Origin of the sequence: Caldicellulosiruptor sp. DIB 104C (assembly GCF_028198085.1) — a bacterium.
Classification (GTDB): domain Bacteria; phylum Bacillota; class Thermoanaerobacteria; order Caldicellulosiruptorales; family Caldicellulosiruptoraceae; genus Caldicellulosiruptor; species Caldicellulosiruptor saccharolyticus.
Genome location: NZ_CP116337.1, coordinates 310,842 through 323,900, shown reverse-complemented (window position 1 = coordinate 323,900; position 13,059 = coordinate 310,842). Strand labels below are relative to the sequence as shown.

Here is a 13,059-nt window from a genome sequence, read left to right as displayed (position 1 = left end):
GTTGGTTTTTCTTTTCACGTATAAAAATAGTTGATGAAAAAAGTTCCTAGGTGCATAGAGGCTTATAAACGTTAATCCAACGATATTTTCATGTGCTAAAATACGATTTTGTTTCTTTTCAAATAAAGATAGCCGATTCCGATTACAGATAGAGTTATCAGTGACCATATCAGCCAGAACATTCTTTATCACCATCCCTAGGTGGTCTGCCAATACGTTTTGAGCTTTTTCGCATTCCTTCAGAAATGCGTTTCCTGCGTTCTTGGTTAGCTTCTGGGTCACGGAGGTAGTTCAGATACTTTTCTCTAATCTCCGGATTTTCCCAAGCTCGCTTTACGCCCTCGATTTGTCGTGATTTTATATCCGGGTCGTTCAACGCTGCTTTTACCCCGCGACTTACTTTTTTCCGGAATTCTTCCGACTGACAAGCGCGACGAATTTTTGAGTTAGGGTCTTGCCATTGCGCTTTCAAAAAATGGCGTTTTTTCTCTCTATATTCATCGGACTGCAATTTTTGACGTAATTTTGAGTTAGGGTCTTGCCAGAGGCTCCTTACTACTTGACTTGTCTTTTTTCGCCACTCTTCATAGGCTGGAGAATTACGCCATGCTTCATATTCAGGTGTTCCTCTTTTAGGTAGAGGCATTATCTCACCTCCTTAGCTTCTTTTAATGGATAAAATTTTAGGTTATACCAACGGAACTTTATAGAGAGCAACTTTTTTTCTTCGGAGGAGAAAGTCTTATCCAGCATATTCCAGTTGCTTTTTTATATGTTGAGGTACTAACTCGTAATGGTAAGTTGCTTCGCAGCATTGCATTCCCAATGGACAGTGACGTAAAGCTTGCCATTCGTTATCTCCAAAGGCGCAGAGAAAGTCATACCCGAAATTTCCAAAACAGGTTTGAGACAACTTCTCAGCCAGTTCATCTTTCATAAGGTCATTCCACTTAATCCAGTAGAAAATGGGTAGCATCATATTCATCTCCTTTCGGTTACTCGTTAAAGATTTTTTGGTTAATCAGCCTGTTGAGTTCGTGAGAAGGTGGTAATGCTCTAAAAACACCGCTCCAGAAACCGCTATCGTCACGCTTTTCAATATCCGGTTGAAGGTTGTTAGGATACTGCCAGCGTGCCACGTTGGACAAAATTTTCAAGTCTCCGGAGAGGTAACTTCTTTCGGACTTCTCCTTTTCTACGGAAGCCTGAACTCTCTTAACGAAGGTGTACCAATTGCTGGCAAGCTCTTGGCCTCTCTTGAAGAACTCTTCCATCTCCATCTGCGTGTATGTGGCACTGTCACGTTTTCGGGTGGGCGTAGAAACCTTATCGACTGTGGCATCATCCAAAGTATCTACGGTCATCAGCATGGAGAGAATATCGGTTAGCTGTTTAGCAATCCTTTCCTTTGCGGTGGAGGTGAGTTGGTCACGATAGCTGAGAGCGTTTGGTAATTCCTTCAACCATTGGCTTAACCGTCCTTGCAAATCTTTTGCTTGCAGCGTTACTGCGCGACACATACTTGACGGGTAGGGTTCGTAATGTTCCTTATTGTCCTTAGACAGTCTTGCAAAATCATCAGGAGTAAACGGTGGACGTTTTATCCCGTAGGTATCTTCGAGGAAACGGCCGATGCGCTCCAAATCGTAGCTTCCTTCTTCAACCTCTCGCTGCAAAGCGGTAGCTCGCCTGAAATTTTTCTGGACAACATCCTTCTTAACAGAATCTAAGAGTCCCTGAAGGATTTCATCGTCTGAAAGGGCAAAGGATGTCCCTTTAACAACAGATTTCGCTACTTCGTAGTTACGGAGAACTACTTCCACGTAGCTTTCCAGAGAGTTTTTGCTGCCTCTCAATGCCTGCCATTGTTTTGCAACCTTGTCAACTTTCTTGCGGAATATCTCATCGGTTTCGTAACGCTTTCTTATCTCATTTCGCATATTTGACCCCTCCTTTTGAGATTTTGAAACAGTAACCGTGCTTGCGGTTTTAGTGATAAAATGTTGAGAGAGAAGGCGCATCAAATTGTCAATGCGTTCCACTGTTTGAGCTTCTTCTAAACTGCTTTTAACGTATTGAACGAAGGCATCTTCCTGCGGGAATTGGTTCAGTTGTTCCCGTGCTAGTTTTCGAGCGATTTCTACCTCATTGGTGGTATTTTTCTTGATTGTGCGTTTCGCAAGCGGGTCAATAAACGACTTGCCAATCTGCTCTCCGTGTGGAGCGAAAAAGGCAGTCTCGCCTGTTACTGAATTAAATCGCTTAATTGCTGGGCCGAATTCGGTATTGACTTTTTCTTCGACCCAATCAACGAACGACATCTTGAAAACACCTCCCTTGCAATGAATGATTAGGCTGCTTTAATGGTAATCAGGAAACCGATACTTGAGGGAAATTCAAGATTAGTTCGTTGATGAATTTCAGAGGGTGATGCTAAAAGATAAAGTTCACCATTTATGAGTTCATACCTTTTCCTGTCATTCAATGACACATAGTCCCTGTAAGTATAACCCTTGTTCAGTTCTGCTTCCATAAAAAACACCTGCCATATTTTTTGCTACTTTTATTCATTCCCGTTTCTACTCATCTGGCTCTGGAGCCTCTCTGTCAGAGCTTTTGCAGCGTTATAACCCATCTTCTTTTGCCTATTGTTCATCGCAGCAACCTCAACAATTATTGCCAAATTCCTCCCTGGCCGAACTGGTATCACAAGGGTAGGCACTTTTATCCCCAATATCTCTATGTATTGGTCATGAAGACCAAGTCGTTCATATTCTTTGTCAGTCTTCCAGGTTTCCAGTTGTATTACAAGGTCGATTCTCTCAGAGTCTTTTACACAACCAACGCCAAAAAGGTTTTTCACATCCAAAATGCCAATTCCTCTTATCTCTATCAAGTGCCTGATAATCTCTGGAGCTTCGCCAACAAGGGTCTTTTCAGAGACTTTTCTTATCTCAACTGCATCGTCTGCAACCAAAATATGACCTCTTTTTACAAGTTCCAAAGCAGTCTCGCTCTTTCCAACACCGCTTTCCCCAAGCATCAAAACACCCTCACCATACACATTTACAAGTGTGCCATGACGAGTTATCCTTGGTGCAAGCTCATGTGTCAAGAACGTGCTGAGGTTTGTCATAAACCTGGTTGTAACCTCACTTGTTCTCAAAAGAGGAATTCCATACTTCTTAGAAAATTCTAAAAACTCATCAAATGGCTCCTGGTTTGATGTAATTATCACACAGGGGATGTCTCTTTGAAAAAGTTTCTCAATTGCGTTTCTTCTCTGTGTTTTTGTCATTGTCTTCAAATATGCCATCTCAGAGATACCTATAATTTGAACACGTTGCTCATCAAAATATTCAAAAAATCCCATAAGCTGAAGAGCTGGACGGTTTAGGTTCATGTCCTTAATCTTTCTCTCTTCTATATTAGGTATCTCTGTCAAACACTCTAAATTTAGTTCCTTTATTATCTTCCCAACTGTTGTGTAGAACAACTTTTCATCTCATCCTTTCATTTCAGTTAGTTTTTATCCTTTTCAAAATAGTTTTTAAATGCCAATCTTTTCTTTTATCTTTAGTGCAACATCATACGGAATATCAGCAGCCTTCACAATCTCTTCTATGCTTGCCTTTCTCAGATTATCTATAGAACCAAATGTTCTGAAAAGCTTGAGTTTTCTCTTTTCGCCAATCCCTTCAATCTCGTCAAGTATAGACTCATAAAGGTGTTTTTTCCTCAGTTCTCTGTGATATTTCACTGCAAACCTGTGAGTCTCTTCTTGGATTGTAGAAATTAATTTGAAAACAAGACCATCTTTTTGGATACTAAGCTCTTGACCATTATAAATTAAATCCCTTGTCTTGTGCCTGTCATCTTTAACCATACCAGCAACTGGAATATTAAAACCTAAAGACCTCAAAACCTCAACTGCAGCATTTACCTGGTTTTGTCCACCATCTATTAAAATGAGGTCTGGTAAGCGGCCATGTTTCTCAAGGTTTGTAAATCTTCTTGTCAAAACCTCTTTCACGCTTCTTATATCATCCTGACCTTCAAAGCTCTTTATCTTAAACTTTCTGTAAAGGTCCTTGTTAAATTTACCTTCCTCAAATACAACAAGTGTTCCAACATTGTCAGCCCCCGCAAGATTAGAGATGTCATAACTTTCTATCTTTTCTATGTCATGCTCTATATTGAGCATGTTTTTGAGGCGCAAAAGAGCTTCAATGTAATAGTTTTCTATCCTCTGTTTATTGACAAGCGAAATCTCTGCGTTCTTTTTTGCCATCTCAAGAAGCTGTTTTTTCTCACCTTGTTTTGGAACAACAATTTTAGCTTTAAAACCGTATAGCTTTTCAATCATCTTTTCTATATTCTCGCCATTTCCAACCTCGTGTGGAAGTATAATCTCTTTTGGGACAGCCACAACATCTGAGTAGTACTGCTCTAAAAACCTTTCAAATACCTCTTCATCATTTTTTAAAACAAATTCCTCTTTATTGATTAGCTTTCCATTTCTGATTATCAAAACAACTATGCAAATGTTGGAAGAATCCTCTGCATAGTTTATCACATCCTCGCTTCTATCATCAGCATAAATAACCTTCTGTTTTGTAATAATCTGCTCAAGGCTTGTAATCTTGTTCTTTATCTCTTGAGCCTTTTCAAACATGAGATTGTCTGCATACTCAAACATCTTCTTTTTCAGCTCTTCAACAATCTCATCACCTTTACCACTTAGCACTTTTACTGCCTTTTCAACAAGTTTTTGATATTCTTCTTCAGGAATATCCCCTTTGCAAACCCCAAGACACCTTTCTATATAAAAATTCAAGCAAGGTCTGCCCTTGCCAAGCTGGTCAGGAAACTTTCTTTTGCAGGTCCTCAGCATAAAAAGGCTTTTTAAAAGCTCAATTGTCTGCTTAACAGAATAGCCGCTTACATATGGTCCAAAATACTTTGCGCCGTCTTTTTCAACCTTTCTTGTTGTGACAAGTCTTGGAAACATCTCATTCGTAATTTTAATATACTGATAGTTCTTGTCATCTCGCAAAAGCACATTGTATTTTGGCCTGTATTCTTTGATTAGATTGCACTCTAAAATCAAAGCTTCAACCTCTGTGTCTGTAACAATATACTCAAAGTCTTTAATTTTTTTTACCATAAGCCTTGTTTTGGGCGTCATGTCGGAGTTTTGAAAATACTGTCTTACCCTGTTTCGCAAGTTGACTGCCTTGCCCACATATATAACCTTTCCATTCTCATCTTTCATTATATAAACGCCTGGAGTTGTCGGAAGGTTTGCAAGTTTTTCCTGCAATGTCAGCATCTTTTGCCCTCTCCTTCTCTGTCTTTAAAAAACTCTTTATTGAATCATTTAACCAGAATAATCTACTGGGTTTGGTTTTTCTCTGTTATTATCACCTTTATGTAAGAAAGAGATACCTCTACATCCTCAATATTGTTCGGATTTTCAAGCACAAGTGGCAAGCTATAATTGCCTTGTGTTAAATTCGAAACATCAACATATGCTTTAAATGAGGAAAAATCAATCGAACTTTGATTGCTCTGGGAATACTTTATCTTAAGCGTCACCTTATCAGGGTTTAGCTGGGCTAAATACTGGTTGCTTAAACCTCTCACCTCAACCGGGACGGTAATTGATTTCTGGACAATTGAATCAGTATAGATTGTTATTACAACTTGCTTGACATTGTCCAAAGCTTTAATATTTTTTGGAACATTAAAATCAAACTGGAATGTTGAAATATTTTCTAACATTCGTGTGTCAATTGTTCCCACAACAATTTCATTCAAAGAATTTATATCCTCTTCTTTCCCCGCAACATTAATTGTTGACGGTTTTAGTACAATCTTTGATATAACCTTATTTGGCGGAAGCTGACCTTTGAACTTTACAGTAAGCGGTACCTGTTTTGTCTTTAAGATGTCTACATACACATCTATACTTTTTTGAGACAGATCAAAAAGTGATGTTATATCCTTGCCGTTTGAGTCTAAAATTTTAACAGGAACAGAAGCCTTAAACGACCTGTCATTAAGGCTTAAGTTTAGCTGAGCAATACACTTTGAAATCTCTTTTATATCACTCTCAGCACCTTTTATGCTTATGACGTTTGGCTCTTCTTGATAGCCATTTATTATGTACCCTTTCTTAGGATTTCCGTTTATTTCAACTGTGACATCTTTTTGGATTGTTACAAGATTGTCAATGCTTACTACTACACTTTTTGGATAAATACTCTCTATATTAATTCTATGGTAAGGATTATTTATATTTATTGGAAGTTTCATTTCACCTGTCTGTCTTACATTAGTAAAATCAACCACTGCTTGAATATTCTTCTCATCAACCTTGCTGAGCTCATCCTGAGTTCCGCTAACAACTATCCTTACTTCTTTTGTATCAGACTCTGTCATAACAAGCCCTTTTGATAAAGTGGAAATATTATAGCGTATTGGCACAATTATCTCTCTTTTCTTTATAGGATTTATGATGCTATTTATATAAAACCACAAAATGATAGCAATAAAAACTGACAAGACCTTCAGCCAGAAAGTGTCATCTTTGGGTTTTCTAAGCTCAATCTTCTTCAAATCTTAACGCCTCCACCTAAATATATTAAGACCGTTCTTCTCTTTCTCAACTTTCAAAGGCCTGAGCAGTATCTTTCTCAAAGCCTCAGGACCTAAGTTTCGTGTAAGTCCTCCGTTATACGCAACAGATATAATCCCTGTTTCCTCTGACACAACTATTGCAGTTGCATCAGAGTTTTCTGAAATACCAAGTGCCGCTCTGTGACGCGTACCAAGTTCTTTGCTTATGTACCTGTTCTCTGAAAGAGGCAAAAAACATGCAGCAGCTTTTATCTTTCCATCTCTTATAATCACTGCACCGTCGTGCAATGGTGTGTTCGGAATGAAGATATTAATAAGAAGCTGGGACGATATCTCTGAGTCAATTATTATCCCTGTGTTGATTATATCACCTATCTTTGTCTGCCCTTCAATCACAATCAATGCGCCAATTTTATTTTTTGAAAGATACATCACAGCTTTTATAATCTCCTCAACACTATTTTGCCACTTTAAAAGTGTCTCTTCGTCAGACCCAACCCAAAAAAACTTTCCCCAAATTTTGCTCCTTCCAATCTCCTCTAAAGCGCGTCTTAGCTCTGGTTGGAAGACTATCAAAAGCGCCAAAACACCGTATGAGAGCGTATTCGTCAAAAGCCAGTTTATAACATTCAGGTTCAGCCATTTGCTAACCTGAGTTATAATTATTAAAATCACAATTCCTTTTATGAGCTGATACGCTCTTGTGTCCTTTATCCACACAATTATTTTGTATATCACAAATGACACAATTGCAATGTCAATAATATCAAACGGTGTTATCCTGATAAGAGATATATTTCTTAAAAACTCCTGAATATAAAAAGAAAAGTCTTTCAACAAATCAAATTCCCCCACTGCTTTTTTAGATATTTCCTAAATATACATACATCAAATATTTCTTTGCAATTTCTCTGAGTTTAAATAACGTCTCTTTTGGCGTTGGTGGCAAAGTCATTTTATATCTCGGGAAATACCTGGTCAAATGCAAAGGAATCCTATCGTCAATTGAAGAAAGCCACTTTGCAAGATTTTCTATCCCTTCTTCAGAATCGTTTAAGGTTGGAATTATAAGCGTTGTTATCTCAATGTGAATCTTTTGGCTACAGATTTCAATAAACCTCTTGACACTTTCCAAATCGCCACTGCACACCTTCTTGTAAAACTCATCATTGAAGGCCTTCAAATCGATATTTGCAGCATCAATGACCTCAAGAAGTTCCAAAAGTGGCTCTTCATTTAAATACCCATTTGTGACAAGGACAGTTTTAAACCCCTCTTCTTTAAACTTCTTTGCAACATCTAAGACATATTCAAACCAAATTGTCGGTTCATTGTAAGTAAATGCAATGCCAATACAGTCTTTGTCTTTCTTTGCAAGCTCAATTAAACGCTCTGTATCAACTTCAAATACATTGGGAATAAGCTGGGAAATCTCAAAGTTTTGGCAGTGCTGGCACCTAAACGAACACCCAAATGTCCCTATTGAAAGTATACTTGAACCAGGGTAAAAGTGATAAAGAGGCTTTTTCTCTATTGGGTCAAACGCAATTGAAGATATATATCCATAGTTTAATGAGTAGAGCTTGCCATCAACATTTTGTCTTGCCCTGCAAAAACCAGTATTGCCAGGCAAAATCACACACCCATGCGGACAGAGCTTACACCTTACCTTTTTATTTTCCAATTTTTCATAATACCTTGCTTCTACCATTTCTCATACTTCTCCTTACTTGTGCCTTTCAACTGTAAACCTTTCTATCTCAAAATCTTCTCTGTCATAGTCAATCCCTGCTTTTCTGCAGGCTATCTTGAGCTGCTCTTCAACTGTGTCAACACCTTCTAAATCAGGAAGCAAAAGCCCTTGCCTTGCACCTTTTCGTACAATCACACCATACTTTTTGGGATCAAGTTCTGAAATTGAAGTTACCTTCTCAGGCGTGCTCAATATATCTACATCATAAACCAAGGAATCAAGCTCTTCTTCTGTGACCTCTTCGAACCTTGGATCATGAAAACCTGCCGCAACAGCGTTTCTGATTATCTCTTTTGCAATGTTTTCTTGAGTAGGATAAATTGTACCTATACATCCTCTCAAATTTCCATCCTTTTTAATTGACACAAAAACCCCTGCTCTTTCTTTTAGCATCCGTTCTGTAACATAATCTGGTATGTGGTCTAAGTACCTGCGGTGTCTTACATAGTACTCTAAGCTTTCTCTTGCAAGTCTTATATACTCATCTTCATTTTCTCTGATTTTTTTGAGTCTTTGTTCTTTTTTAATAGCTATCTCATCAAGAAGGGATGTTGTAGAACCTTTTTGGTAAAATCCGGCAACACAGTATCCTACTCCAAACGGTCCTTCATAAGAGTAAACTTTCGATTCTACCTCATAGCCGTCAAATGCCCCAATTAACACCTTTATTGACCTAAAACCACACTCTGCAGCTCTTTCATAAAATTCAGGTTCTATATCATAAAGACCCTTTATGTCACTTTTTTGCAAAAGATCAACCAATAGCTTGTCAAATTCAACACCTTCTTTAGCAAATCCATAAGGGCCATCTTCTTTTAGCTTGTGTGAAAGGTCACCAGAAGCAATAATTAAACTTCTTTTTCCATGCTTTTCAAGAGCTTTTCTTATTATCATTCCATACCTATACAGTTTTATATCATCAACCATACAGTACGCTGTGTGAATGAGTTCAAAGTCTCTATATTTTTTGGTTACAAAATACAGTGGGACCATTGCACCATGGTCAAGCTCACGTGAAATTCCATATCTTCTCTCAATCTTGTCTGTCACAAATCCAACGCTCAAACCCTCTTCTTTGCTCATCTTTGCTATATCTTCAACTATTTTGAGGTTATTGTGGAACTTAAATTCAACTCCCCGCACACCCCATCTTGTAAGGCTACCTTCAATGGTAGGCTTGTCATTTAAAAAGAAGACATCTGAAAAGATAGGCGCATGCGGTGATATAACAACAACTACATCAGGCTTGTACTCTAAAATCTCGTCTGTCACTTTTTCCAATGCTTCTAAAGTTTCCTGACATTTTTTCTCTTCTCCGTTTCCAATTTTGTCAATTAGAATTGGTGGATGTGGCAACAAATATCCTACCATTTTTGACTGCCCCTTACTTTGATTTTTTTCAAGTTTTCATATATAATATTTTACCCTTTTTTTGTGTCTGCTTCTACTATTCAAATGTTAAAAAGTTGTTACAAATTGCAAAACAAAAAGGCCAGCTTCGAAATTGATTAAAAGCCGGCCTTTATTTAAAAATTGATGTTGGATAATATTTAAATTTTATCAAGTACTCCCTTCAAATACTCAAACCCAAGCCTCAATCCCTCTTTTACTTTTTCTTCAGTCCCCTCAAATTCTGGGTCTTCATGTTCTATGCTTACAACAAAGCTATAGCCGTTTTGTTTTAGCTCTTTCAAAAATGCTTTCCAGTCAATCTCGCCACGACCTGGCATTCTGTACACCCAATATCCCATATCCCATTCATTTTTCCTTTGAATCTGGCTACCAAAAATGGAATATTTATTGAGCTTGTCTTTCAAAATCTGAGTATCCTTTGCATGGACATGGAATATTTTGTCTTTGAACTCTTTTATGACCGAAACAGGGTTAATACCAAGCCAAAGAAGGTGTGACGGGTCAAGGTTCAAACCAAAGTTGTCGTAAGGTAGCCTTGAAAACATCTCTTCCCAAAGTTCAGGTGAGTATGATATTGTCCCCATCCATCCACCATTTGGGTTCCAGCCTGGCATTGGGCAGTTTTCTATTATAATAGAAACTCCTTTTTCCTTTGCATACTCCAAAATCTCTTTAAACACAATCTCAAACTCATCAAAGTTTTCCTTGATTGTCTTGTTATAGTTTCTCCCAACAAAGGTCCCGACATACTTGACACCAAGAAGATTTGCTGCATCAATCACCTTTTTTAAATGATCATGGTAAGATTTTCTTATCACAAGGTCAGGGTGCAGGTTGTTGTCATAGTATGCAAGAGAAGAAATTTGCATATTGTTCTGCTCAAAAAGTCTTTTGATTCTTTCTGCTTCATCTTTTGTAAGGTTTGCAACATCTAAGGTTGTGCTCGAGTAGTCTCTTGTGTTTTTCACAGGCCAGCATGCAACCTCTAACATTTCAAATCCAACACCTTTTGCCCATATAACCAAATCATCTAACTTCATATTTGGAAGGCACGCTGTCAAAAATCCAAGTTTCATATTTCAAAACTCTCCTTTCACATTCAAAAGATTTATCAGCTACTAATAATCAATCTTAACAACTTTGCCAGTTTTAGCTGACTCAAAACATGCAAAAACAACCTTCATTGTCTTAAGTCCCTCTTCACCAGAAATTTTTGGCGGGGTGTTCGTCAAAATAGAGTTTATAAACTCATCCATAACACCTGACTTTGTCTGCTTCTCGTTTGTCTGCATTGTGTCAAGTTCAAAGTATGCTTTCTGTCCATTTGCATACCTTATTATCATCGAAAACTTCGGGTCACCATAAAGAGTGATTGACCCTTTTTCGCAGTATATAATTGTTGAATTGTCTTCACTCCCTGGATATGTCCAAGAAGCTGTCACAGTCCCAATTGCACCACTTTGAGTTTTTAAGATGCAAACAGCATTGTCATCAACGTCTATTAGCTCTCCGTTTGGATACCGCTTTGCAAGCGTTGTGACTAACGCAGCTGCTTCAACAAACTCTTCACCAAGTAAGAACCTCATCAAGTCAATCTTGTGAACACCCAAATCTCCCATGCTGCCAAATGTAGCTTTCTCTTTGTGGAAAAACCATGTATCGGGTTTGTCTGAACTCCAGCTCTCAGGTCCACCATGACCGAAGGTAGTTTTAAAGCTTAAAACTCTGCCAAGCTCACCACTTTGAATAATCTGCTTTGCTTTTATATGAGCTTTATTGAACCTCTGGTTGTGAGCTATCATCAAAAACTTTCCTGTCTCCTTTGCTGTATCCACCATCTTCTTACACTCGTCAATAGTTGTTGCCATTGGTTTTTCACAAAGAACGTGTGCCCCTGCTTTCAAAGCCTTTATTGTAGCATCTGCATGAATATAGTTAGGTGCAGCAACAACAACAGCATCAGGTTTTTCTTCTTTTAACATTGTCTCATAGTCAGCATACACTTTTGGTACATCAAACATCTTTGCTACTTTTTCTGCATTTATCAAATTATTATCACAAACAGCAACAAGATCAACATTTTCATTAGACTTTGCCTCAGGTGCGTGTCTGTGCTTTGTAATTGAACCACAGCCAATTATCCCAAGCCTTACTTTTAACATCTCAGCATTCCTCCCCTGCTTGTGTAAATGATTACACAATAATTATATTACAAAATGTAATCAATTACAATGAGTTTAAAAACAAAAAGTGCTTCATGCCGATTCTCTTGTTTTTATCTCATGGGGAAGAATAAACTTTTCTTTTGAAAAGCTATTTGGATTTTCTAAGCTATTTATTAAAATCTCTGCTGCCTTTTCTCCAATGTCATACATTGGCTGAGCAACTGTTGTTATGCTTGGCTCATAAAGCCTTGAAATCATAATATTGTCAAACCCTGTCACTGCAAACTCATCTGGTATTTTAAGTCCTACTGCCTTTGCTGCCTTTATTGCTCCCACTGCCATAAGGTCAGATGAACACGCTACTGCGTCATACTTTTTTGTGCAAAGAAGAGTTTTTAGCCTTTCATAAATCTCTGCCCAGCCATAGCTGCACCTTATGACATTTTCTTCTTTAAACTCTATACCATTTTTCTCAAGCGCTTGCCTGTAGCCTTCTTTTCTCTCATTTTCTGAAGGAATTCCCTCATTTCCTATTGCACAAAGGATATTCTTTTTTCCTTTTTTTATGAGATAATCTACAATGTCAAAAAAGGCCTTCTTATGGTCTATAAGTACGCATGATGTGTCTAAAAATTGGTAAAATTCGCAGGCTTGAACAATCTTTTTCGGGTCAATCTCAAGGACTGCATCTTTGTCAATCTTCGCAGAAGCAATTATTGCCCCGTCAACCTGTTTTCTTTCTATGAGCTTCAGATACTCTGAAGCAACCTCAGGACTGTTCCCTGTTGTGCAAAGAAGTATTCCATAATCGTACTTTCTTGCAGTGTCTTCAACCCCTTTTACCACACGGGCAAAATATGCATTGGCTATAGTAGGTAAAATAACTAATATCAGGTTTGATTTGTCCTTTCGGAAGTTTCTTGCAAGAAGGTTGGGCTTAAAGCCAAGCTCTTCTATAGCCTTAAGTACTCTTTGGCGTGTCTCTTCTGAGACTTTATTTGAATTGTTCAAAACCCTCGAGACTGTTGCAACAGAAACTCCTGCCTTTTTTGCAACATCCTTTACAGTTGGCATTTTACACCCCCA

13 protein-coding genes are annotated in these 13,059 nt (G+C 38.1%); all 13 read right to left on the bottom strand.

The window, feature by feature from the left end; translation table 11 throughout:
• Nucleotides 1–169: 169 nt before the first annotated feature.
• The 13 genes from PGC14_RS01400 to PGC14_RS01340 all read right to left on the bottom strand — a co-directional run bounded on the left by PGC14_RS01400 (nucleotide 170) and on the right by PGC14_RS01340 (nucleotide 13,047).
• Complete coding sequence (locus PGC14_RS01400; RefSeq protein ID WP_022587830.1) at nucleotides 170–646, bottom strand: hypothetical protein; 477 nt, start codon at nucleotides 644–646, stop codon at nucleotides 170–172.
• A 96-nt stretch (nucleotides 647–742) separates the two neighbouring features.
• Nucleotides 743–937 (bottom strand): hypothetical protein, encoded by a 195-nt coding sequence (locus PGC14_RS01395; RefSeq protein WP_156823672.1) that lies wholly within the window; start codon nucleotides 935–937, stop codon nucleotides 743–745.
• 58 nt (nucleotides 938–995) lie between these two features.
• On the bottom strand, nucleotides 996–2,321 hold the full coding sequence (locus PGC14_RS01390) for a hypothetical protein (RefSeq protein WP_271629340.1): 1,326 nt from the start codon (nucleotides 2,319–2,321) through the stop codon (nucleotides 996–998).
• Between the two features lie 29 nt (nucleotides 2,322–2,350).
• Nucleotides 2,351–2,533, bottom strand: a complete 183-nt coding sequence (locus PGC14_RS01385) for a hypothetical protein (RefSeq protein ID WP_039767589.1) — start codon at nucleotides 2,531–2,533, stop codon at nucleotides 2,351–2,353.
• 30 nt (nucleotides 2,534–2,563) lie between these two features.
• A complete protein-coding gene (gene hprK / locus PGC14_RS01380) occupies nucleotides 2,564–3,496 on the bottom strand; it encodes an HPr(Ser) kinase/phosphatase (protein ID WP_271629339.1) in 933 nt (310 codons plus the stop codon).
• Nucleotides 3,497–3,550: 54 nt separating this feature from the next.
• Entirely contained in the window at nucleotides 3,551–5,332 is a 1,782-nt protein-coding gene (gene uvrC / locus PGC14_RS01375; protein WP_271629338.1) for an excinuclease ABC subunit UvrC, read from the bottom strand.
• 62 nt (nucleotides 5,333–5,394) lie between these two features.
• Nucleotides 5,395–6,621 (bottom strand): CdaR family protein, encoded by a 1,227-nt coding sequence (locus tag PGC14_RS01370; RefSeq protein ID WP_271629337.1) that lies wholly within the window; start codon nucleotides 6,619–6,621, stop codon nucleotides 5,395–5,397.
• Between the two features lie 3 nt (nucleotides 6,622–6,624).
• Nucleotides 6,625–7,482 (bottom strand): diadenylate cyclase CdaA, encoded by an 858-nt coding sequence (gene cdaA / locus PGC14_RS01365; RefSeq protein WP_011916722.1) that lies wholly within the window; start codon nucleotides 7,480–7,482, stop codon nucleotides 6,625–6,627.
• Nucleotides 7,483–7,504: 22 nt separating this feature from the next.
• Nucleotides 7,505–8,353: an AmmeMemoRadiSam system radical SAM enzyme gene (amrS, locus tag PGC14_RS01360; protein WP_271629335.1), complete on the bottom strand. Its 849-nt coding sequence runs from the start codon at nucleotides 8,351–8,353 to the stop codon at nucleotides 7,505–7,507.
• A gap of 15 nt (nucleotides 8,354–8,368) precedes the next feature.
• Nucleotides 8,369–9,766, bottom strand: coding sequence for an AmmeMemoRadiSam system protein A (gene amrA / locus PGC14_RS01355; RefSeq protein WP_271629334.1), 1,398 nt, complete (start codon nucleotides 9,764–9,766; stop codon nucleotides 8,369–8,371).
• Nucleotides 9,767–9,945: 179 nt separating this feature from the next.
• Nucleotides 9,946–10,884: a sugar phosphate isomerase/epimerase family protein gene (locus tag PGC14_RS01350; RefSeq protein ID WP_271629333.1), complete on the bottom strand. Its 939-nt coding sequence runs from the start codon at nucleotides 10,882–10,884 to the stop codon at nucleotides 9,946–9,948.
• Nucleotides 10,885–10,926: 42 nt separating this feature from the next.
• Nucleotides 10,927–11,970 carry a Gfo/Idh/MocA family protein gene (locus PGC14_RS01345; RefSeq protein WP_271629332.1) on the bottom strand — a complete coding sequence of 348 codons (1,044 nt, stop codon included), beginning with the start codon at nucleotides 11,968–11,970 and terminating at the stop codon, nucleotides 10,927–10,929.
• A gap of 93 nt (nucleotides 11,971–12,063) precedes the next feature.
• Nucleotides 12,064–13,047: a LacI family DNA-binding transcriptional regulator gene (locus tag PGC14_RS01340; protein WP_127351275.1), complete on the bottom strand. Its 984-nt coding sequence runs from the start codon at nucleotides 13,045–13,047 to the stop codon at nucleotides 12,064–12,066.
• Between the last annotated feature and the right edge of the window lie 12 nt (nucleotides 13,048–13,059).

Coding starts and splice junctions, on each gene's coding strand:
- PGC14_RS01390 (WP_271629340.1), bottom strand. CDS start 2,321: ATGTCGTTCGTTGATTGGGTCGAAGAAAAAGTCAATACCGAATTCGGC.
- PGC14_RS01350 (WP_271629333.1), bottom strand. CDS start 10,884: ATGAAACTTGGATTTTTGACAGCGTGCCTTCCAAATATGAAGTTAGAT.
- amrA (WP_271629334.1), bottom strand. CDS start 9,766: ATGGTAGGATATTTGTTGCCACATCCACCAATTCTAATTGACAAAATT.
- PGC14_RS01340 (WP_127351275.1), bottom strand. CDS start 13,047: ATGCCAACTGTAAAGGATGTTGCAAAAAAGGCAGGAGTTTCTGTTGCA.
- PGC14_RS01395 (WP_156823672.1), bottom strand. CDS start 937: ATGAAAGATGAACTGGCTGAGAAGTTGTCTCAAACCTGTTTTGGAAAT.
- amrS (WP_271629335.1), bottom strand. CDS start 8,353: ATGGTAGAAGCAAGGTATTATGAAAAATTGGAAAATAAAAAGGTAAGG.
- PGC14_RS01385 (WP_039767589.1), bottom strand. CDS start 2,533: ATGGAAGCAGAACTGAACAAGGGTTATACTTACAGGGACTATGTGTCA.
- PGC14_RS01400 (WP_022587830.1), bottom strand. CDS start 646: ATGCCTCTACCTAAAAGAGGAACACCTGAATATGAAGCATGGCGTAAT.
- uvrC (WP_271629338.1), bottom strand. CDS start 5,332: ATGCTGACATTGCAGGAAAAACTTGCAAACCTTCCGACAACTCCAGGC.
- PGC14_RS01345 (WP_271629332.1), bottom strand. CDS start 11,970: ATGTTAAAAGTAAGGCTTGGGATAATTGGCTGTGGTTCAATTACAAAG.